The sequence below is a fragment of the Phaeodactylibacter sp. genome (assembly GCF_022763345.1).
GTDB lineage: Bacteria > Bacteroidota > Bacteroidia > Chitinophagales > Saprospiraceae > Phaeodactylibacter.
Map to the genome: position 1 here is coordinate 105874 of NZ_JALEGS010000049.1, position 22971 is coordinate 128844.

The 22971-nt window shown below is 51.8% G+C and carries 17 protein-coding genes; 8 read left to right on the forward strand and 9 right to left on the reverse strand.

What is annotated here, in order from left to right; all coding sequences use genetic code 11:
* The first annotated feature begins 256 nt into the window (after positions 1–256).
* Together MRY86_RS13150 and MRY86_RS13155 are read left to right on the forward strand one after the other, a co-directional pair.
* On the forward strand, positions 257–1633 hold the full coding sequence (locus MRY86_RS13150; RefSeq protein ID WP_293565056.1) for a serine hydrolase: 1377 nt from the start codon (positions 257–259) through the stop codon (positions 1631–1633).
* A gap of 101 nt (positions 1634–1734) precedes the next feature.
* On the forward strand, positions 1735–3369 hold the full coding sequence (locus tag MRY86_RS13155; protein ID WP_293565054.1) for a hypothetical protein: 1635 nt from the start codon (positions 1735–1737) through the stop codon (positions 3367–3369).
* Here the strand turns inward: MRY86_RS13155 and MRY86_RS13160 are convergent.
* Together MRY86_RS13160 and MRY86_RS13165 are read right to left on the reverse strand one after the other, a co-directional pair.
* Positions 3366–5765, reverse strand: a complete 2400-nt coding sequence (locus tag MRY86_RS13160) for a T9SS type A sorting domain-containing protein (RefSeq protein WP_293565052.1) — start codon at positions 5763–5765, stop codon at positions 3366–3368. The genes MRY86_RS13155 and MRY86_RS13160 overlap by 4 nt on opposite strands.
* A gap of 99 nt (positions 5766–5864) precedes the next feature.
* Complete coding sequence (locus MRY86_RS13165; protein ID WP_293565050.1) at positions 5865–8189, reverse strand: T9SS type A sorting domain-containing protein; 2325 nt, start codon at positions 8187–8189, stop codon at positions 5865–5867.
* Between the two features lie 223 nt (positions 8190–8412).
* Between MRY86_RS13165 and hisF the strand changes: the two genes are divergently transcribed.
* From hisF to MRY86_RS13180, 3 genes are read left to right on the forward strand one after another with little or no spacing between them, the layout of a single operon-like run.
* Positions 8413–9168 carry an imidazole glycerol phosphate synthase subunit HisF gene (gene hisF, locus MRY86_RS13170; protein WP_293565048.1) on the forward strand — a complete coding sequence of 252 codons (756 nt, stop codon included), beginning with the start codon at positions 8413–8415 and terminating at the stop codon, positions 9166–9168.
* Between the two features lie 26 nt (positions 9169–9194).
* A complete protein-coding gene (gene hisIE, locus MRY86_RS13175; RefSeq protein WP_293565047.1) occupies positions 9195–9800 on the forward strand; it encodes a bifunctional phosphoribosyl-AMP cyclohydrolase/phosphoribosyl-ATP diphosphatase HisIE in 606 nt (201 codons plus the stop codon).
* A 3-nt stretch (positions 9801–9803) separates the two neighbouring features.
* Entirely contained in the window at positions 9804–10559 is a 756-nt protein-coding gene (locus MRY86_RS13180; protein ID WP_293565045.1) for a DUF3667 domain-containing protein, read from the forward strand.
* On the opposite strand, the gene mtnA is transcribed toward MRY86_RS13180, so the two are convergent.
* From mtnA to trkA, 5 genes are all read right to left on the reverse strand, one after another.
* Entirely contained in the window at positions 10537–11661 is a 1125-nt protein-coding gene (gene mtnA / locus MRY86_RS13185; RefSeq protein WP_293565043.1) for an S-methyl-5-thioribose-1-phosphate isomerase, read from the reverse strand. The two genes, MRY86_RS13180 and mtnA, sit on opposite strands and share 23 nt — an antisense overlap.
* A gap of 132 nt (positions 11662–11793) precedes the next feature.
* Complete coding sequence (locus MRY86_RS13190) at positions 11794–12612, reverse strand: hypothetical protein (RefSeq protein ID WP_293565041.1); 819 nt, start codon at positions 12610–12612, stop codon at positions 11794–11796.
* 133 nt (positions 12613–12745) lie between these two features.
* On the reverse strand, positions 12746–13249 hold the full coding sequence (locus MRY86_RS13195) for a hypothetical protein (protein WP_293565039.1): 504 nt from the start codon (positions 13247–13249) through the stop codon (positions 12746–12748).
* A gap of 78 nt (positions 13250–13327) precedes the next feature.
* Positions 13328–14779, reverse strand: coding sequence for a potassium transporter TrkG (locus MRY86_RS13200; RefSeq protein ID WP_293565038.1), 1452 nt, complete (start codon positions 14777–14779; stop codon positions 13328–13330).
* 24 nt (positions 14780–14803) lie between these two features.
* Positions 14804–16147, reverse strand: a complete 1344-nt coding sequence (gene trkA, locus MRY86_RS13205) for a Trk system potassium transporter TrkA (RefSeq protein WP_293565036.1) — start codon at positions 16145–16147, stop codon at positions 14804–14806.
* Positions 16148–16262: 115 nt separating this feature from the next.
* Here trkA and MRY86_RS13210 point away from each other — a divergent pair, with 115 nt between their 5' ends.
* Complete coding sequence (locus MRY86_RS13210; RefSeq protein WP_293565035.1) at positions 16263–16715, forward strand: low molecular weight protein-tyrosine-phosphatase; 453 nt, start codon at positions 16263–16265, stop codon at positions 16713–16715.
* Between the two features lie 99 nt (positions 16716–16814).
* Here MRY86_RS13210 and MRY86_RS13215 read toward each other — a convergent pair whose 3' ends face one another.
* Both MRY86_RS13215 and MRY86_RS13220 read right to left on the reverse strand, forming a co-directional pair.
* The gene (locus tag MRY86_RS13215; RefSeq protein ID WP_293565033.1) at positions 16815–17489 is read right to left on the reverse strand and encodes a YceI family protein; all 675 of its coding nucleotides are present in this window, start codon (positions 17487–17489) and stop codon (positions 16815–16817) included.
* Between the two features lie 64 nt (positions 17490–17553).
* Positions 17554–18468 carry a MerR family transcriptional regulator gene (locus tag MRY86_RS13220; protein WP_293565031.1) on the reverse strand — a complete coding sequence of 305 codons (915 nt, stop codon included), beginning with the start codon at positions 18466–18468 and terminating at the stop codon, positions 17554–17556.
* Positions 18469–18772: 304 nt separating this feature from the next.
* On the opposite strand from MRY86_RS13220, the gene MRY86_RS13225 reads away from it, so the two are divergent.
* Positions 18773–21634, forward strand: a complete 2862-nt coding sequence (locus tag MRY86_RS13225) for a T9SS type A sorting domain-containing protein (protein WP_293565029.1) — start codon at positions 18773–18775, stop codon at positions 21632–21634.
* Positions 21635–21798: 164 nt separating this feature from the next.
* Positions 21799–22932, forward strand: coding sequence for an N-acetyl-alpha-D-glucosaminyl L-malate synthase BshA (bshA, locus tag MRY86_RS13230; protein ID WP_293565027.1), 1134 nt, complete (start codon positions 21799–21801; stop codon positions 22930–22932).
* Positions 22933–22971 lie beyond the last annotated feature (39 nt).

The window sequence follows — 22971 nt, forward strand, 5'->3', positions numbered from 1 at the left end:
GTAAGGGAGAATTCCTTATATTGGCCATGCACGTCAGTTTTTAGGCCTTTCTGGTGCAGCGATGGCTCACCCGGGGTTCACGCAGAGGGCGCGAACCCAAGGCAACGCAGAGGGGCGCGAAGGGCGATTGCCCGGTATTTGAAATAGCCAAGCAACCGGGCTCCACGATTTTTGCGCTATCCTTGCGGCTTTGTGTGCAACCATTGAAATTATTTCCACTATCATTTTTTCTGGATACTCAAGAGTTTTACTGTCTATGCTGCATCGTTTATTACTGCTTTCACTGTTTGCAATACCCCTCCTTTTCCACAGCTGCTCCAAAGAAGACCAGCAGGACGACATCATGCCCGCCAACCAACTGCCAGTCATTGAGGCACCATCCTCGGTTTCGGCTATTGCCGATTCCCTGTTCACGCTGCAACTGGAAATTACCGACCCCGATGGCCCTGTTCCGGTGGTAAGCTTCGAGGGCTTGCCAGACTGGCTGTCCTATGATGCCGCCACGCAGGTGCTTTCCGGTACGCCTGCCCGCTCCGATCAGGGCAATGTGACCATAGACATCATTGCTGCCGATGATATAGGGCAACGCAAGCGGACGCTAAAGATTGCCGTGCTGGTCTACCTGTCCATCACCGAAAAGCTCAACAACGAAGTCACCAGTAAATTCCAGTTCACCACCAGCGGTATGCTTGGCGTGTCCGTAGCGCTGATGACCCCCGAGGATGAGCTCATCACGACCACCCGCGGGGAGCACAGCCCCGGAGGTAACAATCCACTCGACTCCAACTACCGGTACCGGGTGGCCAGCGTGACCAAGTCTTTCACAGCGACCCTCATCCTCCGCCTGGCAGAAGAGGGCTACTTTGAATTGGATGATAAGCTGTTTGAATACCTGGAAATCCCCGGGCTGGATAACGGGATCGCCATCACTATAGAACACCTGCTGACGCACACTTCCGGCATGGGCGACCATCTGAATGACGGGGGCTTTTATACCGGCAGCGACTGGCAGACCCGCGTATGGGAGCACCAGGACATCTACGACTACACAGTCGATCAGGGTTCCTTCTTCTGGCCTGGCAGCAGCTACCGCTACTCCAATACGGGCTTTTATGTGCTGGGCGCTTTGGCGGAAGCCGTCACCGGACAGTCCCTGAGTGACCTGTACAAGTCCTACATCTTCAACCCGCTCGGGCTGGATCAAACCCTGTACGACGACTTCAGCTCCTACGCAGAAAAAATCGACAGCCTGGCGGAAAACAGCCGCTCCTACGAGTACCACCTGACCTCAGTGGGCGCTGCCGGCGCCATCGTTTCCACCCCTTCCGATCTGGCGAAGTACGGCAATGCCGTGTACGGAGGCGACTTCCTCACCGCTGCTTCCCAAGAGCTGATGATCACCGATTATGGTTTTGCTGTAGGCGGCAGCAACTACGGACTGGGCACCCGCCTGTGGGACGACTTTGGCATCGTCCACTACGGACACACCGGTTCGCTGATGGACTACCGGAGCATCATCATGTACGTTCCGGAAGCCGATGTCAGCATCGCCCTGTCCACCAACGATCCGCACCCCAATTGGTTTGATCTGGTGAATGGCGTGTTGGTGGTGGTGACGAATCATTACCGGTGATTTAGGCATGGGGTTTCGTCAGCCCCGTTGCAGTATTCATTATAGCGAAACATTGTAGTGGATACAGAGAAGCGTTAAATTACTTGTAAAACCCCAATACGATGCAAAAGTTAGCGCTATCTTTAGTCCTGTCCGTATTTAGTACGACCCTGTCTGCCCAGTGGGAAAAAGCCTTTCCTGACCTGATGTCCGGAGAGGTCACGCAAATCCTAGAGCGGAACAGCGGTAATTATGCCATGCTGGTGCCCAACCGCAATCGGCTGCTGGAATTTACTCCTGCTGGAGAATTGATCACCAATGAGGCTCTTCCATATGACCTCAATGCCTGGCAACAGTTTTCTTTAGAGGAAACTCCGGATAGTGCGCTTGCTTTTCCTGTCAATGTAGGGTTTTGTTCCGGTTGGGCAAATATACTGCTCGTCGATTCGGAGGGGGGCAGGCAAGAAGTGCCCTTTGAGCAGGGGACTACGTTTAATGTTCTTCCTTTAACGGGGGAGTCTTTTCTGGTGCACAATTACTACGACGATATGCTTCAGGAAATAAAGGTATCCGGGCAGGTGGTCCGGGAAATCCCTTTTCCTGGTGGGCAGGAGTTTCTGGAATTTGAACGACTAAGTGATACAACTATTGCCATCGGGACACTTCAGCATATTATCATTACGGATACGGCTTTGTCAGTCCTGGACACTTTGCCAGGCTACCGTGGGCAGCAGGTGGAATCGAATGGCTCAGGCGGGCTGATCAGCTATGATCAGGACTCGGTATGGCTGCACGATGAGGCGATGCAGCTTCAGGCTGTTGTAGCATCGGCATCAGGTGCTGCTATAGAGTCTGTTGCAATTGGCTATGGACAGGTCGCACTCTTGCATGACAATGGATTGATCAATATTTATGACAGTACTTTACAGCCACTAAGCGGCTTCAATATAGATCAGGGTATACAGCCCAACGACTTTGCAATTACCCCTACCGGTTACCTACTGGTCGGGCGCGCAGGAGTTGCCCCCTTCCTAAAACATTATGAGTTTAATGGATTCAGTGAATCGGAGGGATATGATATTGTACTTTCGGAAATCGAGGTGCAGGGGCCTGCTGTTGTTAGTAGCCGGGAGCTCAGCGTGCCGGTTGGTGAAGTGCTGGTTTACGACTTGCCGGTCGCCCGGTTTACACTTGAGAATCACGGTCCTGATACCGTGCATACCCTTTTTCTAGCCATTCGTTTCCCCTGGGTCAGTTATGATATCTGGAACGGTTGTTATTCTCTTGAACAGTTCAATAAAGAAAACTGGGATAACTTGAATTTTGCCCCGGGCAGTACCATTGAGCTGGAATGGGACATCCCGGAGTTTGAATTCAATAGTTTCGGCATTATTGGAGACCCCTACCAGCTTTGCGTTACAGCGGAATTGCCCAACTACAGCTTCGATTACAACCCCTCGGATAACCGCAGTTGTGCCACTACGCTCTACGTCAACACCCCGGAGCCCGCCCTTAATGCCGTTCATCTGAAAGCCCTGCCCAATCCAGCCACCGGCCAGGTACAGGTAGAATGGTCTTTACCGGTACAAGAGCCAGTGGTGGTACGCTTGCACAATGCCATTGGGCAGTTGGTGTACGAAGCTCCGGGAGCGCCTAAATCTCCGGTGTTTTTACCCCCTCAGGCTGCCGGATGGTATGTGGCCAGCCTTTGGCGGCAGGGGCAGCGGCTGGCGCAGCAGAAAGTGGTTTGGCATTAATGCACCACCACCTTTTCCACCCGAATCCCCCTTTCCGTCCGCACCCGTAGGGTATAAAGCCCCGCCGGCAGCCCGCTCAAATCCAGCGTATGCTGCTCCATGAAGGGGCCCTGTGTGCGGCGTACCGGTTGTCCGGTGCTGTTCCAGACCTCCAGTTGTTCCACCTGCTGCCCGGGGAATTGTACGTGGAGCTGCCCGGTGGTGGGGTTGGGGAAAACCTGAAGCTCCTCTTGCTCTGGCACATCTTCCGTGTCCACAAAAACACCCTCAAAGGTAACCGGCACGGTCATGCCGCCAATGGGGATCAGGCTGCCATCGGCCCGCACCGCGACGATGTCCCGGAAACGCAGGTAGGTGGTATCCGATGGGACGGGAATATCGAATAACTCCCGGGCCCGCAGCGTCAACATTTCGTAAGAGGTAGCACTTTCAATGAGCGCATCGGGCGCCATTTTAAACCGGGCAAAGCCAATAAGCCCTTCTGTATTCAGGGGCATCCGGGCGTACAGTTCTGAAGAAGTGCCCGAAATACCGGTCCCGGCATTTGTGACGCCATCAAAGTAACGGGTGTCAAATTCGAGGGAGAAGGATAAACCTTTGAGGTCTGGTACCTCTGCCAGAGAGATGCGGGTGAAGATGCTCTGCCCTTCTGTTACATCGATAAACCCATTGGGAAAAGCAGAAGTGACCTGCAATTCCGGGCCTTCCACGTAAGTCGGGCTCTCCACATAGTCGGGCCGCCGCAGATTGTAGTTGAGGTGGGTGACTTCCACATCAGCGGTGTCAATGGCGCCATTTCCATCGGTATCGGCATGTTTGACCAAATCGGTGGCCCAATCATCGGCTGCTTTGGGGCCCCAGAACAACCCACCGTCGCGGGTAGGGCCGGTGGCCGTCGCGTTCAGCCCGATAGCGAGCAGGTCTTCCTGATTGGCAATACCATCGGCATTGGCATCCCCGGGCCATACGCAGTCAGCTGTGCAAAGCGATTGTTGAGAACAGGCGTTTTCAAAGCCGTTGTCGTAAGCCTCATGCAGGGCATCAAGCTCGCCGTACATGGCGGAGACGTTTTCGAGAAAGTCATTGCCGGGCACACGGGTGTAGAGCCGGGCGGTGGCGATTTTTATGGACTCATTAGGTTCTAGCTCTCCCAGCTGAACACTCCCGATACCCCGCAAGTCACCAGAAGCCAACTCTTCGGTTAGCATAGACCAACCTTCAGGGTCATTCGGATCATCATGAAAAGCAAAAGCCGTTTCTTCCTCAGAGCTCATATAGCCCGTGCCACCAATGGTCATCGGAGTACCATCCCCCCAAATGCCGTTCATAAAATGGTAGAAATCCAATATGCCCGAAGGATCACTAGTTCCTGGAAGAGCACTGGAATTATTATAGTAAATGTAGGAGTTAAGCGGATGGCTAAGGATAACAGTCGATTGCACAGGTGGATTTTCCCCGAAACTGCCCACACCAAACGGGCAGGGAGTTTGATCAGTATTGGTCTGATTGTATACAAAGAAGGCATTTTGCTCCGGAGCGGAACCTAAATAGTCATCCGTATAGCACCCCAGGTCAAAGTCGGTCCAAATGGCCATATACAGCGAATCTAGTATCTCTGGTGCCCGGTTGATGATTTTGTAATTGATGAAAACGCTTCTATCGAGGAAGTTGTCATTGCATTCAACGGACCATGCTGTTCGTTGTACTTCTACGTCAAGGTGATTGCCCTGCGACTGTGTATGGGCGACTCCGGAATCATTAAAAACGCTCCAAACGATTTGACTTGGTATAATTGAAACACCTTCCAGCGCCGGGTAATCTCCGGCCATTGGATTGTAGATGCCGTCCCCATCCGTGTCCGCAAAGGGGGCCAACCCATGTTCATCATTGGGTAAGGGAAAGCCCAAAACAGGTTCGAAAAAAGGATTCCCTTTCCCGGGCCATTCCAGGATAGCGGCAATCGGGAATTCAATATTCCCATTGTCTTCGAAATCAGCTCGATGGGCTTCAATTTCATACCGGCGTACACTCCAGGTACGATCCCAGTTAGCGCAAGTCGTAGCATCCACGGGATCGATAAAGGGGCGCGGTCCTGGTGCATAATCCGTCTCCCCACTGGCTCTGCCGTAAGTTTGAGCGGCGAGTTTCAAGTTCCCCGCAGCGTCAACTCCCCCCAGCCACAGCCCTTCCGCAAAAATAGTACTGGGCATGCCCGGAGCGCTTGTGATGCGAAACTGCCCGTCACTGCCATCCCAAAACAGATCCCCACCGGTCGTAATCCGGGCCTGGATTTCGTTGCCAAATAAGTCGCTCATGTTTTCAGGGGGCTCGCACTGTGCATTCAGGAGGTGCTGCAAGCCTAAGGCGGTAATCAGTAGAAGTATCCGAGTCTGCATACGCTATTATTTTGATGTAAACACCAATATTGTGGTTTTCTTTAAAACATTCCATCCGGAATGAGTGAATATCCTTTCTTACTTGCTGAATGCGCTTTATCAGGGTGTCAGTATGACTTTCCGGTTGGACCATTGCCCCTGATTTTCCACCTGCAGCCAGTACAAGCCCGCAGAGAAATCTGACAAGTCCAGGTCTTGCGTTTCTGAAAAATAGCCTTGCTGTTGGAGCAAAACTTGTCCGGTAGGGCTGATGAGCCGGATGCCCTCCCATTCCCGTCCGGGTGCCCGCAGGTGCAATTGCCCGTTGGTGGGGTTGGGATAGATGGATAGTTCAGGCAGGGCATCGTCTTTGGTACTGACCATAGGCAGACCGTCAAATATAACCATGGCATCCGTTCCCCCTAGGTCAAACAATTCACCATCGGGCTTGATGGCTACAATATTCCTAAACCGAAGATAGGTAGTATCTGAGGGCAGAGGTTCCGTATAGTTGTCGTAAGTATGCAAATTAAAGGCTTTGAAAATAAGATCGCCGCTTATCCAACTGTTCTCATCCCCCAGCTGAAAGTCCGCATACTGCAGGACCGGGGCGTTAGAGGCATGCTGTGCAATAGATAGGCGGGAGTCTGTGATGGGGGGCGTATTGCCCGACAAAGTCAGTTCCAGGTAACGGGGATCGTACTCCAGCTCAAACGCCAGCCCTTTGAGCTTTGGCGGGGCGTTGAGTTGTATGCGGCCGAAGTACGACTCTGACGGGAAGAAGGTCCCGAAAACGCCACCAATTACATTGGCCGCTTGCAGCTCCGGCCCTTCAGGATAGGTGTGGACAGGAGCGTAGCCTTCGCGGGTATTCCCGTAATGCAGAAGAGTGATCAGAATATCCTCAGAAGCAATGCTGCCATTGCCATCTGCATCAGCAAACTGCTGCCCGGGAACCGTCCATTCACCGCTGTTTTGTGGTCCCCAGGCGGGTGGTAAAGCCCGGGCAGGGCCGGTTTCCCCAAGGTTGAGCCCCATATCGATAAGGTCTGCATGATTGGCAATGCCATCGTTATTCATGTCACCGGGCCAGACACAGTTGGTGTCACAGAGTGCCGGAATGGCGCAGCCCGCTTCAAACTGTTGGTCGTAGAGCGTTTGCAATTGGGCCAGGTCTTCGTACATCTGATCGAAGCCTTCTGCAAAACTCAGGCCAGTAGTGGCCGTATACACCCGGGCGGTAGTAACCTCAAAGCTTTCGCCGGGCAGCAATGTTCCGATTTCAATACCTCCGACCGGCCGAAAATCACCTGGCTCTACCTCTGTATTGGGTAAGGCCCAGGATTCAGGGTCGGCTGGATGCCCGGGGAAGGCAAAGGAGGTAACAGACCCGCCACTTTCGTAACCTGAGCCTCCTTCGGTCAGAGGCGTCCCATCGGTAAATAAGCCATCCGCCAAACGGTAGATCTCCAGGGAGTCATTTGGGTAGGTCACGGGCTCCATGGAATGGTCGAAGCTGGTGGCATACTGGACCGAAGCAAAGGATTTATCCAGGACAATAGCTGAATTTATTGGGGGCGAACCCTGGAAAGCCGTTACACCGGCGCTGCAGAATTGTTGATCCATCGGCGCTGCATTATACCCAAAGCAGGCATTCAGCTCCGGCGCAGAACCCATATAGTCATCATAGTGGCACCCAATATCGAAATCAATAAACAGGCCCATGTGCATATCTTCGATGGGGGCAGCGCTGCGGTTAATGATGTGGTACCGGACAAAAACCGACTGATTAAGCAGAGGGTTGTCCTCACAGCCGAAGGCCCAAACGGTCCGTTGCACCTCCACACCGAGCGGGAGGGCATTGGATTCCTCGTGTGGCCCGTTCAGGTCATTGAAGACATTCCAAACCAGCTGTGCAGGTAGCAACTCAGTATCTTCCAAGGCTGGGTAATCACCCATCAGGGGATCGTAGATGCCGTTTTGGTTGACATCCCGGTAGGGAGCCAGCCCATGCTCGTCATTGGGAAGGGCTAGTCCGGTACGTTCTTCAAAGTGTGGGTTGCCTTTGGCTGGCCATTCCAAAATGGCAGAGAGGGGTTCATCAATGGCTTCATTATCTGCAAAATCAGACAAGTGTTGCTCAACTTCAAAGCGCCTCACGCTGAAAATCCGGTTCCAGCCGGAACAATCGTATTGCGGCAAATTGCCATTTGAGGGAAGCGGGCCAGGGTAATAGTCATCTGCATTTATTGAAATGCCGTAGAGGGAAGCCGCCACGCGCAGGGTGCCATCTGTTGATCGGCCGCCCAGCCACAAGCCTTCGTTCAATAGGGTAGCGGGCTCCCCTTCATCATAATACCGTCCCAGGCTTCGGTCTCTGCCATCCCAAAACAGGCTGCCTCCGGTGGTGACCGGTGCAACGATGTCATTGCCAAACAAATTCATCGAGGAAATGGTCCGGTCGCATTGGGCATGACTGAAAAGGCCAATCAGTAAAAAGGGTAAGTGCGTTTTTCATACCAGTGGATTTTGAAACATATAAGATACTGGTTTTTCCGGACAAACGGACAATGTGAACTTGTGAAATCGTATTTTGACTTCGTGCGTACAATCCCTCAATGTGTGAGCAACGCAATTTTCCTACCTTCGCGAAAAGTAACGTTTTCAAATGCTAGCCAAACGCATCATACCCTGCCTGGATATCAAGGACGGGCGCACCGTAAAGGGTGTCAATTTTGTCAACCTGCGCGATGCGGGTGACCCCGTGGAGCTGGGCGCCCTCTACAGCGAGCAGGGGGCCGACGAACTGGTCTTCCTGGATATCACCGCCACGCACGAAAAACGCAAAACTCTGGCGGCGCTGGCCCACGATATCGCGGAGCACCTGAGTATCCCCTTCACCATCGGCGGGGGCATTAAATCTGTTGAGGATGTGGATGTCCTCCTGGCCTCCGGGGCAGACAAGATTTCCATCAACTCGGCAGCGGTGCGCAACCCGCAGTTGATCGAAGACCTCGCGAAGCGCTTCGGGAGTCAGTTTGTGGTCGTAGCTGTGGATGCGAAGTCCATTGACGGCGACTGGTTTGTCCACCTCAATGGCGGTCGGCTGGCTACCGAGGTGCGGCTGCTCGATTGGGTAAAAGAAGCTGAAGACCGGGGGGCTGGGGAAATCCTCTTTACCTCCATGAACCACGATGGCACCAAGAATGGCTTTGCCAACGATATCACCGCCCGGGTATCCGAAACGGTTTCCATTCCGGTCATTGCTTCAGGCGGTGCCGGGAACATGGAGCACTTCTATGATGTTTTCACGGAAGGTAAGGCCGATGCCGGGCTGGCGGCCAGTATTTTCCACTTTCGTGAAATCGGCATCACCGACCTGAAGTCCTATCTTAGGGATAAGGGCGTAACCGTGCGGCTTTAAAACATTCACCTCAAAGACAATCAACGATGGCTGTAGATCCAACCACTATAGATTTTCAGAAAGGCGATGGCCTTGTGCCCGCTATTGTACAGGATGCCACCACCGGACGGGTGCTCATGCAGGGGTATATGAATGAGCAGGCGCTGCAGAAAACCCTGGATACGAAGCAGGTTACCTTTTTCAGCCGCAGCAAAAACCGCTTGTGGACCAAAGGCGAGACTTCCGGCAATACGCTTTTGCTGGTAGATATCAAGGCCGATTGTGATCAGGACTCCCTGTTGGTCTATGCCCATCCGGCGGGCCCGGTCTGCCACAAAGGCACTGACACCTGCTGGGCGGAAGACAACTACCCGGCGGGCTTCCTTGGGCACCTGGAGTCGGTCATCCAAAGCCGGAAAAATGCCGATCCGGATACTTCCTACACCGCCCGCCTCTTTGCCCGCGGCATGAATAAGGTGGCCCAAAAGGTAGGGGAGGAGGCCGTGGAGCTGGTCATCGAGGCCAAAGACGATAACGAAGCGCTCTTCCTCAATGAAGCGGCGGACCTGATGTACCACTATCTGGTCTTACTGGCCGCCAAGGGCTACGAGCTGAAGGATGTGCTGAAAGTTTTGGAGGAGCGGCACCGGTAAAATATGATTCATAAAAAGTGCCTCAACTGCGGTAGCTTGATAGATACGCCCTACTGTCCCCAATGTGGGCAATCTATTCGCACCCGCCGGTTTCGCTTCAACCGGGAAGGGCTTCAGGAAGCTTTAATGAAAGTCCTCAATCTGGAGAAAGGGCTGGGCTATACAGTCTGGAGCTTGTTCCGGCAGCCCGGCACCATGGTTCGCAGTTACCTGATGGGCGAACGGAAGCGGTATATGCACTACCTGAGCCTATTGCTCACCATGGTTGTTTTGGATTACCTGATACAGTGGGCAACGGGCTATGATCTTACAAAAGTAATTGGCGATAAGGAAGCCATTCGGGTGTACAGCCGTTTCCTCCGGGAAAATACCAAGCTCTACCTGCTTATTGTTTTACCCATTAATGCGCTATTTACCTACTGGTTTTTCAGGAAAGTCCGATTCAACCTGGCCGAGCACCTGGTCATCAATACCTACCTCTATTCCGGGCAGGCGATCATTGGGTTGTTTATCCCGATTGCCATGGCTCTGTCCTCTGGCACAAATCTGGAAAGCACACTAATGACAAGTGTACAACTAGTGCAATTACTGTATTCGGTGGTGCTTTACTATCAGTTGTTCCGGCCTTTTTACCGGCGAAAGGTGCCTTTGGTGCTTCGGTCTTTGCTTTGTGTCCTTTTCGTCATTTTTTTGTCGCAGGCGCTTATCATGATAGGGCTGGCGGTCTACGAAGGGATCAAACAATCTTCGGGAGGCTAAATTCCGGAAACATACGCATAATGCTTTCTTCCGTAGCTTCACAAATACCCCGCTCAGTAATCAGCCCCGAGACCAGCCGCGCCGGCGTTACATCAAAGGCGTAGTTGGCTGCTGGGCTGTCGACCGGTGTGAGCAGGACTTTGAAGACTTTCCCGTTGCGCATCCCCTGAATGTAGCGCACTTCATCTGCAGAGCGTTCCTCAATTGGGATTTCCTGTACGCCATCGACTACTTCAAAGTCGAAGGTGGAAGAGGGCAATGCTACGTAAAAGGGGACGCCATTGTCGTTGGCTGCCAAAGCTTTGAGGTAGGTGCCGATTTTATTCGCCACATCGCCCCGCCGGGTGGTGCGGTCGCTGCCTACGATGGCGAGGTCGACCTGCCCATGCTGCATGAGGTGACCGCCGGTGTTGTCGGCAATTACCGTATGCGGCACACCGTGCTGCAGCAGTTCAAAGGCAGTGATGCGTGCGCCCTGATTGCGGGGGCGGGTTTCGTCCACCCAGACGTGCACCGGGATGCCGGCATCGTGGGCGGCATAGATGGGCGCAGTAGCCGTGCCGTGGTCAATACAGGCAATCCAGCCGGCATTGCAGTGGGTGAGAATGTTGACAGGCGCCCCATTTTTCCGCTTGCTGATGGCTTCAATAAGCGGTAGGCCGTGTCGCCCGATGAGGCGGCAGTGCTCCACGCTTTCTTCGGTGATGTCCCGGGCGGCCTTCAGGGCGGCGGCTGTCTTGCTTTCCAAATCAGCCTGCGTATCTATTTTTTGCAGGCTGTAGCGAATAGCGTAGGCGAGGTTGACCGCAGTAGGGCGGGTCTGCAGCAGGGTATCAGCTGCCTTTCGGATGTATTTGGGCAGGCGGCGCTTATCTGCCGGGGCTTCAAGCATAGCGCTGTAGAGCCCGTAGGCAGCCGTGGCACCAATGAGGGGCGCTCCCCGCACATGCATGTCTTTGATGGCTTTCGCAAAATCGCTGAGCCGTCGCAGGTCTTCAATAATCAGCTGATGCGGCAGGTGGCGCTGATCGATAATCTGAATAATGCCGGGCTCATCTGCTTTTTCCCAGATCGTACGGAAGTGTTGGCCATCAATTTTCATATCGGAGGAGGTTTTGCGAGCCCTGAAAATAGGGTGTATGGGGGAGAATATTCACCCCCGTCGATAAAATTGACGTAAAGTTAATGCGAGCAGCCCCCTTTCTTCTGGAGGCTGCTCCTGAATAAATAGGAATTAACGCATAACCCAGGAAAGGCTTAAGCCGCTGGAACGCAATTGAGTACCTTTTATTTCCGATCCCTTTATTGCTCGGTAGCCCCAGCCATGCCTGTAGTTAAAGCCGAGCTCCAGGCGTTGAGCAATTAGGAAGGAAAACCCGGCAATTCCGTAGATACGCTGGCTGAACCCGCTGCCGTAGTTCAGGCAACTGCTGAAGTTGTCCAGGTTGCCAATAGGAGCTTCGTTGGTTACATCGTCCCTAAACCCTACGCTATTGTCTCCCATCACTTCCAGGTTTTGGGCAACTACACAAAGGCTGTTCCCACTTGTGTATCCCAGGTTGGTGCCTGCTCCCAGGTAAAGGTTAAACCTTTTACCGATTGGAAAACGCTTCATTAGCTCTGCTTCGAGCCCAATTTCATTGCTAGAAAGGGAAAAATTTGCAGCCTGATAGCCCGGGTCGCCGGGATTCAGGCCGGGAGAAGCCAGCTGTACGGCATCAATCCGGTTAAAGACGCCAAGGAGCGAAAGGCGCAGCTCTGTATTGCGGAGTTTTGGAGGGAGGAGGGTAAGGCTAAGCCTTAAGTGTGGATTCTCACAATTCATACTCTGCACATACTGTGGCTCCAGGGGCATTTCTGAAAAGTTATACGCAAGTTTGTCCCTAACGCCCTGCATAAAGTATTCGGTGGTCATGCCTTGCAGCATATCCCGGTCCTGTCCAAAACTCAGGCCGATTTTTTTAACGGTCCAGCGATTTGCGGTGATGTGGCCTTGTCCAAACAGCATCGTGCTGCAAAGTAAGGCCATTGCCAAAGTCAGGTGATTTTTCATCGGGTATTGATTTCGTTATGAAATTAAAACAGTCGAGAAAATGACTTTAGCAAATGTTGTTTGGTTGCATAGGGGTGTAAAGTATGGCTGTAGCATACGATGGAATAGATATTGAATGATGGGCTCGGTTGCTCTACATCTTGTCCGCCTTAATGAGATTGCTAATCCCCTTGATGAGTAGATACCCTGGAGGAATAATGAAGATTAAAATTGGCAAGATAAACGAGCTCCCGGAGCCCATCAATGCTAACCAAATACCGGCATACAGGCTGGCAAAGCCAACCGGAATAATGCCTAGTAGTTGGAGGAGCCCTATCCTGGCAAGCCTTTCGGGACCCTGAAATTCTATTCGTCTTTGCCGGGCCTCTCGACGAATCTGCCGGCGGTTCTTGACAAGCCCAGTAGCATATCGGATTTCCTGTATTTGACCAGGCGCAATTTTACTCCCACGGGTATCCCGGCAATATTGAACGATGAACGTGTCTGCGGCGAAGCCCACGATTCGGACTTGCAGCTCAATACCATTTTTCATGACAAAGGTGTCGCACTTGAGTGTGTCTTCAGGCCAGCGAATAACAGCTGCGCTTAGGTGGAGGGTGAAAATGGTCAGCAGTATTGTCAGGGCAAAGTTTTTCATAGGGGCTTTTGCCGTCTAAAATAGGGCGTTTTGGGTTAGTCAGGCAAATTTTTACAGGCTGCATTTTGCAACGTGCGCTTAGTTCGACTTCCAAAAATAAGGCGTAAACAGCACCAAAATCGTAAACAGCTCCAGGCGGCCAAGCAGCATCAGAATAGAAAGCACAAACTTAATGGGCGGGCTCAGCCAGGCAAAGTTGTCGACCGGGCCAACGCCGCCAATGCCAGGGCCAACGTTGCCCAGGGCCGTGGCGGTAGCGCCTACCGCGGTGGTGAATTCCAGGCCCAGAGCGGCTACAACGATAGACCCTATGACGAATAAGATCATGTACAGTAGCAGGAAGATAATGATGTGGGTTAGAATCCTCCCGGTCACGACCTGACCGTTCAGCTTCAGCGGGATAACCGCCCGGGGGTGCAGGATGCGCTTGAACTCCAGGAAGGAGTTTTTGAAAAACACCAGATGCCGGATCAGCTTAATCCCACCACTCGTGGAGCCGGCACAGGCGCCCAGGAACAAGAGGACAAAAAACAGCATCGTCAGGGCATTGCCCCAGGAAGTGTAGTCAGCCGAGACAAAGCCCGTTGTGGTGATAATAGAAACGATCTGAAAGAGGCTGTCCCGGAACGCTTTCTCCCAGGACAGGTCAGTGTTGTTGTGCACGGCCAGGGTGACGATGACGGCCAGTAAGCCCACGATGGTCAGATAGGCCCGGAACTCGTCGCTTTGCCATACATTTTTGAATTTCCCCTTCAGCCCGTAATATATCACGGTGTAGTTGGTGCCCGCCAAAAACATGAAGAAAATGATGGGATATTGCACCTGCGGCAGGTCGTAATGCGCCATGCTGGCATTCTTGGTGGAGAAACCGCCGGTCGCCATCGTCGTGAGGGCGTGATTGATGGCTTCGTAGAAATCGAGCCCTGCCAGCAGGAGGACGATGCACAGCAACCCGGTAAGGCCCACATAAATCTGCCACAGCCGCTTGGCTGTTTCCCGAATCCGGGGATGAAGTTTATCGGAGGTCGGACCCGGGGCTTCCGCTACAAAGAGCTCAATGCCACCAATGCCAAGGAGCGGAAAGATGGCTACCGTCAGTACAATAATGCCCATGCCGCCAATCCATTGCGTTAAGCTGCGCCAGAAAAGAATGCCCTTGGGGACGGACTCAATGTCAGTCAGCACAGACGCTCCGGTAGTGGTCATGCCTGAGACCGTTTCAAAAAAGGCTCCGATCACATCAGGGATGACTCCGCTAAGCAGGTAGGGCAGCATCCCAAAGGTGACCATCGCCAGCCAGCCCAGGGCGACAATCAGATAGCCCTCTCTTTTTTTGATGTTGCCAGTACCAGGTATGGGAATGAGCCAAAGCGCGCCCCCTACGACAATACAAATCAGCCCGCTGTTGAGCAGTGCCCAAAAGTCCCCGCTTTCGTAGTAGAGCGAAAATGGAATACCAAACAGCATCATGCCTCCGATAAGCATGAGCAGGACGGCAATAACGCGGGCAATAGGTCTGAAATTGATCATTGGCAGTGGCGATTGAAGCTGAGCTTAGTGGAATAATTGTTCGAGCTTATCAATAGCCTCGGGCAATGCAAAGACAATCACCTTGTCGTTGAGCTGGAGCTGAAACTCCCCATCCGGAATCAGCGCCTCGTCGCCACGGATGACCCCACCTATGAGTGCGGTATCCGGAAAATGGAGGTCTTTTAAAGGCTTGCGGGTCGTTTTATTGGATTTGTGGATAAGGTATTCGATAACCTCCGCATCCACCCCATGCAGGCTGGTAATGGCTTCCACTTTCCCTTTCCGGATAAACCGGAAAATATTGTTTGCGGCAATCAGCTTTTTGTTGATCAGCGTATCCACCCCAATATTTTGGGAGATGTGGATATACTCTTTGTTCTCTACCTGCGCAATGGTCTTGTAAACGCCATGGTTCTTTGCGGTAAGGCTGGCAATGATGTTGGTCTCAGAGTTGCTGCTGAGCGCTACAAAGGCGTCCATGTTATTCAGCCCTTCTTCCACAAGGAGGTCAATATTGCTGGCATCACCGTTGATGATGAGGCTGTTGTTGAGCTGTTCCGCCAAGACTTTACAACGTTCCTTGTCGCTTTCGATGACCGTAATGTTGTATTCGTTTTCCAGTTGTTTGGCGGTAGCCAGTCCCAGCGGGGTGCCGCCTAGTATCATCACGTTTTTGACCTTGTACTTCTGCTTGCCGATCAGGTTGTTGAGCTTTTCCATGTTTTTCTTCTTCGTGATGAAGTAGACATGGTCGCCTCTTCTGAGAATGGTTTTGCCCCTTGGGATGATGGTCCGGTGGCCCCGCAGGATGGCGATTGGGCGCAGGTTGAGATCGGTGTCCTGTTCGTCATCGATGTTGAACAGCTGTTGGTTGACCAGCGGGCTGTACTCGTCCAGCGTTACTCCAATCAGGTTGATTTTGCCGTCTTCAAAAGCGAAGTGATCGGTAAAGGAACACTCCCGGATCAGCCGCCGGATTTCCTCACCGGCCAGCAGTACCGGAGAGATCAGGGAGTCCACACCCAATTCCCGGAAGGTCTCCCTTTGAGAATCCTCCAGGTATTCGTGGTTGCTTACCCGGGCTATGGTCTGACGTGCGCCCATCTTTTTGGCCAGGATAGCCGTGACGAGGTTGGTCTTTTCAGAAGTCGTGACTGCCAGCACGAGGCGGGCACGATTCACGTCGGCCTGCCGGAGGATGTCAATGGAGGAGGCGTCGCCGCGCAGGGTCATGACATCCAGGTGGGTGGCGGCATAGTCGAGTACCTCCTGATTGGTGTCAATGAGGACGATATCCTGCTTTTCAAAGGACAGCAGCTCAGCAAGGTGGAAACCTATGTCGCCGGCTCCTGCGATTACAATCTTCATGATTAGAACTTTTCAAAATCGAGGGCAGTTGTTTGTACAACGAGCCTTTCCAAGCTGCAAATATAGGCAGGGTAGTGGAAAGTAAGATTACTTTGGGTTTTAAATGCGGGTCGCTATGAAAATCTTAATGGTTTGTTTGGGAAATATTTGCCGCTCTCCCCTGGCACAGGGGATATTGGAACGTAAAGTTGCGGCGCAGGGTTTGGATTGGGAAATTGACTCTGCCGGGACTGGCTCCTGGCACATCGGTGAAAAGCCGGACCCCCGTTCGGTTTACACTGCAGCCCACCACGGGCTTGATATTTCTTCCCAGCGCGCCCGGCAGTTCCGCCGTCAGGACCTCAAAGACTTTGACCTCGTCCTGGCTATGGACCAGTCCAATTACCGGGATATTCTTCGCTTAGCCCAATCACCAGCCGAAGAGGGAAAAGTTAAAAAAATACTGGACTACGCTTCTGATGGAGATGGGGGGGATGTACCCGACCCCTATTGGGATGACGATGGTTTTGAGAAAGTGTACCAAATGCTGGATCAGGCTTGTGACGCACTCATGGAGGCGCACCGATGAAGGCGCTTGCCAATTGCTCCCGCTGTATACTAATCAGAAACGGCTGGTATGGGCTTTTACGCTTATACCAGCCGTTGTTTTACAGGGTAGGAAGGCGGATTACCCGGCCTTCGCTGTCAGGTCGATGATCAGTGCCACCTCGTCTTTGATGATGTTGTCCTTGACCACACCAAGGGCAGATGCGCCGTACATGACTTCCCACTGCGTACGGTCGATGACAAACTGAGGCGTGGTGGCCTTGAGCATGCCATTCTCCATACTAATATTAGCAGGAATGGTTACGCTTTTAGTAATCCCTTTCATGGTCAGGTTGCCGGTAATAGTGTGGGTGGCATCCGGCTTGTCGGTCGCCGGTTCTACTTTGGCGATTTCAAAAGTAGCAGTAGGGTGAGCGCCAACGTTGAAGAAATCATCGCTCTTTAGGTGCCCTTCCAGGTCCTGGCGCTTCTCCGGGTTATCTATGTCGGTATCTGTGATGGTATTCATATCGATCACGAACTTGCCTCCTGAAAGATTACCGCCCTCAACGTTGAGCTGCCCTTCTTTCAGCTTGATGTAGCCCGTGTGTGAATTGCCGACTAGTTTGCCACCGGTCCAGTTGATTTTGCTGGCGTCAGTATCTACGCTGTATGCTGCGCCTGAAGTGGTTTCAGCGGTGGGGGTTTCTACTTTTTCCTGTGCTTCTACTTTTTCGCCTTCGGGCGTTTGTCCACAGGATACGAAGACTGCGCTCAGCAATAGTGCTGCGCCGTAAAGGAGCATTGCCTTTTTCATAATGGATGTTTAAAGTATTGAATGATTTGATATAAAAAGAAAGGTCAGTTGCCTGAAATTGGTTTTAGTAGCTGGCGTTTATTTTTTTTCCACTCACCTGCAGTGATTCCAGGAAAGACATCGTTTGGTCCAGGCTCTTTAGTATTTCCATATTCTCAGAGCGTTCTACTTTCTGAGCAACCACCTGATAGCCGGAAAGGAGGATGCGGCAATCCGCGAAGTTTTCAGACAGCCGGTCTACGTACTGCTGTAAAGGTTCTCTGGAGAAGGTCTCCGTAATCATCGTGAAAATGAAATCCGGCTGATAAATAGTGCAGGCATCCTTGAGGTCGGTAAGGGTAATATCCTGACCAATGTAGGCAACATGGTTGCCCCTCGATTTAAGGAGGTAGTGCATGAACAGCATGCTGAGCTCCTGCTTTTCACCTTCCGGCAGATAGATTAGAAACCGGTTCACATCTTTGCCACTAACCAAAGGCTCATTGTCTATCGCCACTACGATTTTCTGCCGGATCAGATAACTCATGAAATTTTCTTGTACCGGATTGATGGACCCGGTAAGCCATAGAACACTGAGCTTGTCAAGAAACGGATAGATGATTTCAAGCATAGTCCGCTCGAAACCAAGTTGCTGAATGTTGGTACTGATGATCCGGTCAAACTTGTACTCATCCATTTCGATCATTGAAATAGTGAGCGCATCGAGCTGAGTGCCGTACTCGAAATTGATTTCAGAGATGGCGGCCACTTTCTCTGCAATCTCTTCACGGCTCATCTCCGCTATTTTGGAGATTTTGATGCCGTTTTTGTTAAGGAGCGCAATATTTAGGATGAATTTCAAATCATCATCCAAATAATAACGGATATTTGTTTTGGTCCGTTTGGGATTGATGATGTCATAGCGTTGCTCCCACACCCGCAGGGTGTGCGCCTTGATGCCCGAAAGCTTTTCCAGATCTTTTATAGAATAAACGGCCACGCTATAATTGCTTTTAAATCAATATCTTAAGTTGTTCCTGAAGTGCTCTTTTTTTAATCCTTCTATGGAACAAAAAACCTAACATCAAACAAGATAAAAGGTTTAAATAAAATCATTTTCGATAAATTCCTACTGCTTTGGCAGCCAGGTGACGTGAAGGGGGGGCAAGGGTATTGGATTTTTTGCTTAATTTTAGCACTCCCATAACAGGGCATGAATATATTGGTTGAAAGCGCTGCGAAAGCTTACCCAACCAAATTAGATAGCTGCTACAAGACTTATCAAAAGTTAAAAAGAAAACTATATGAAGCGGAGTTTTACCCTGCGCCCCTTTTGGTTCATCCTGCTGCCGGTTTTGTTGGGCAGTAGTACACTGAACGCCCAAACATCCTGTGAATACACGCTCAATCTATTCGATAGCTTCGGTGATGGCTGGAATGGTGGCTTCCTTGATGTAACGATTGGGAATACGACTACCACCTACACCCTTGATAATGTCAATGATGACGGTAGTTTCAATTCCTTTGCGCTTACTGTGACGGAGGGGGACACGATTGTATTGGATTTCACTGTTGGAGGGTTCGGGCCTGAAGTTTCCTATAACCTTGTCGACGCCGAATTTACGGTCATCTTTGAAGATGGCTTGGTTGGCGCCCCTCAGTCCGGTGTTGCCTTTTCTTCAAGTGCGGTATGCCCTTCCTGTCCGCCACCGCCTACTGGTGGTATCGACATTGAGAATATTCGCGCCTTTCGCGCAGATGTCTCTCTGATCCCTTCTGACCCGGAAGGTGAGACGATCATTGAGCTTGGCGAAGCTGGCTTTATGCCGGGCATGGGCACTTTCAAGGTCATATCCGGGGCCTCTACCACCCTCTTTAACCTTTCGGAAAACACCAATTACGAAATATACCTTGCCGCCGCCTGTGCCAACGGCGATACGAGCATTACGATTGGCCCCTATGCTTTTGCCACTCCTTTTGCAAATGATGTGGGCGTTGTGGAGTTGCTCGACCCGGTTACCGCTTGCAACTTGGGAATAGCGGACAGCATAACTTTGGCCATTTCCAATTTTGGGGGCGCGCCTCAGACGCTTATCCCTTACAACTTTGCAGTCAATGGCATTCCCGGTGGCGTAAATATGCCTACGGACGGCCTCTTTACGGGAGTGATTGGTACCGACAGTACAGACATTGCTCAGTTTGATGCACCTTACGATCTTTCCGAACCGGGCGAGTACTTATTTGAAATCTGGACGGACCTGGAAGGCGATAGCGTACGTACAAATGATACGACCCGTGTCCTTATTGTCAATATTCCGGAAGTAACCACTTATCCTTACTACCAAACTTTCGAAGAGTGGGGCGGTGGCTGGACCGTCGAACAGGATGGTAATGGTGAAGCAACCTGGGAATATGGTGTACCTGCCGGCACCCTTATCAATAGTGCTGTTAGCGGAGAAAATGCTTGGGTGACCAATCTCGATGGAGCATACAATAATAGCGAACGCTCTTATCTGATTTCTCCCTGCCTCGATTTCAGCTCGCTGGATGAAGACCCCCGTATAGCTTTCTTTATGAACTTCGACTCAGAGTCTTGCTGCGATGAGCTTTGGCTGGAAGTCTCCATAGATGATGGCGAGACCTGGTCTAAAGTAGGTGAAGCAGGTACCGGAGTAAACTGGTACAACGATACCTTCAACGATTGGTGGGATGGTACTGCTGGATTTGAGGGCTGGGCGTATGTGCAAAATGTCCTGGCTAATACTGCCGGCGAAGCAGATGTCAAAGTTCAGTTTGTTTTTTCCTCCGATGGATCGGTAACCCGTGAAGGGATTGGGCTCGACAATATCCTGATCGGGCCAACAATTGCAGATGATATGGCCGCTTCCAGTATCACAACGCTGGACGATGTAGCCTGCGGCAGCCCTGATGATCAGGTGACGTTCACCATCCGGAATGTGGGTGATGAACCTCAGCAAAACATTCCGGTAGCCTACTCCGTGAATGGCGGCCCTGCGGTGATGGAAACCACCGGTTTGCCTATCGTTTTCCCGGGTGATCAGTTTGTTTATACTTTCGAACAAACCTTTGACTCTTCCGTGCCGGGCGTCTATGAAGTCCGCGCCTGGGCCATGCTAGATGGCGACGGCTTCCTGGCTAATGACACGACCGTATACCGTTTCCAAACGGCTTCTCAACTGCCTTACAAGCAGGACTTTGAAGCAGGAGGTGTGCCGGATGACTGGGAGGTTAGCCCAAGTGTAACGGTTTCTAACGGACACAATAACGCCACTTTTGCAATCCATGCCAATATCTGGTCCTTCAATGATTCCATTGCCATGGAAATGCCAGTTCTGGGCCCCGTAGAAGCTGAGGACACCCTCCGCTTTGATTACCGCTACGTTGAATACTTTGCGGGCACGGAGCCAACGGTGCTCACAGATATGGACAGCCTGAAAGTAGGCGTCTCTACAGACTGTGGAGAAACCTATACAACTGTTTTTACGGTTTCTGACTCTCTGCATGTTCCATCCGTAGATATGACCACGGTGACCCTTCCATTGGAAGAATATGCCGGGGAGTATATCCGCGTTCGCTTCCAGGGTATCTGGGGTGAAGGCGACTACTGGCTGGATATCGACAACATCAATATCCGCCGTTGTAATGGTATTACTATTGATTCCACCATCACCGGTGCCAGTGCAGCGGATATGACAGATGGCAGCATCGCCGTCCTGCCAACTAGCTCCGAAGGCCCTTACACCTATGAGTGGAGCACAGACGACTCCACCCGGGTGGTTTCCAACCTGGGCGTTGGTGAGTATACGGTGACTATTACAGATGGCTTTGGCTGTCAGGACGTCAAAACCTTCGTAGTGGAGGTAATGGTCGGTACGATCGAACTGGATAACATCGGCAGCGTCAACCTGGCGCCTAACCCGACCTCCGGGCAGAGTACCCTGACCGTAGCCTTCAAGCAGCCGGTAGATGCCCGCATTCAGGTGCTGAATACCATGGGGCAACTGCTTTACGAAACTGTAGACCAACAGGTGACAGAGGGGACCTACCCCATTGACCTGAGCCGCTACAACAGTGGTATGTACTGGGTGCGTATTTTCGCGGACGGGCAGGTCAAAACAGCTAAACTGATCAAAGCCGGGCTGTAGCCTTAGTCCTCCCTGATGAAATGTAACGGGGCGTTTCTGCTGAATGAGGCAGGAGCGCCCCGTTGTTGTTAAAAAAATAAACTATTTAAGCCCCCAAACGTATCAATCCTTAGCAAACCAAAACTTCAACCTGCTGCTAATTGCAGCGGGGCATGTCACCGCTTATGAAAATAGGGATTGTCTGTTACCCCACCTACGGAGGAAGTGGCGTTGTCGCTACAGAGCTTGGCCTTGGGCTTGCCCGCAAAGGGCACGAAGTCCACTTCATTACCTACAAGCGCCCTGCCCGCCTTTCAGCTTTCCATGAAAACGTAGTTTTCCATGAGGTGGCTACTGAAGACTATCCGCTGTTTGAGTACACGCCCTACGATACCTCGCTGGCCAGTAAGCTGGTGGATGTGGTAAAGTTTGCCCATCTGGATTTGCTGCACGTCCACTACGCCATTCCGCATGCAGCAGTCGCCTATATGGCTAAGAAAATTCTGCTCACCGAAGGCAAGTACATCCCAGTGATCACTACCCTGCATGGTACTGATATCACCTTGGTGGGCAACAACAACGCTTTCGCACCGGTGGTGGCTTTCTCCATCAATAAATCAGATGGTGTCACTGCGGTGTCTGAAAGCCTCAAGCAACAAACCTATGAGTACTTCGATATCCATAACGATATCAGAGTGATCAATAACTTCATTGACTTTGAGCGCTTCCGCAAGGTCAACAAAGACCACTTTAAAAAGGCTATTGCGCCAAACGGAGAACGGATACTGGTGCATGTGTCCAACTTCCGAAAGGTAAAACGGGTGGAAGATGTACTCAAGGTATTCGCTAAAGTCTACAAGGAGATACCTTCGAAGCTACTGCTAATTGGTGACGGCCCTGAACGGCACAACCTGGAAGAACTCTGCCGCAAGATGGAGCTGTGCCATGAAACCCGCTTCCTGGGCAAGCAGGATGCTGTTGAAGAACTACTGGCAATTGCGGACCTGTTCATTATGCCTTCGGGTAGTGAAAGCTTCGGCCTGGCTGCACTAGAGGCTATGGCTTGCGAAGTCCCCGTCATCTCTTCTGATGTGGGCGGCTTGCCGGAAGTGAATATTCATGGCAAAACAGGCTACCTTAGCCCGGTTGGCGATGTGGAGGACATGGCCCGCAACGCGCTGAGCATCCTCAAAGACGACAAGAAACTCCAGACTTTTCGCCGCCACGCCCTGGCACAGGCAAAGCGTTTCGATATCGACAATATCCTACCAGAGTACGAAGCTTACTATGAAGAGATTGTAAAGACTACGGTTTATTAACCAGGCCAGCAGAGTGATTCCAAGAGCTTTCAAGATTAG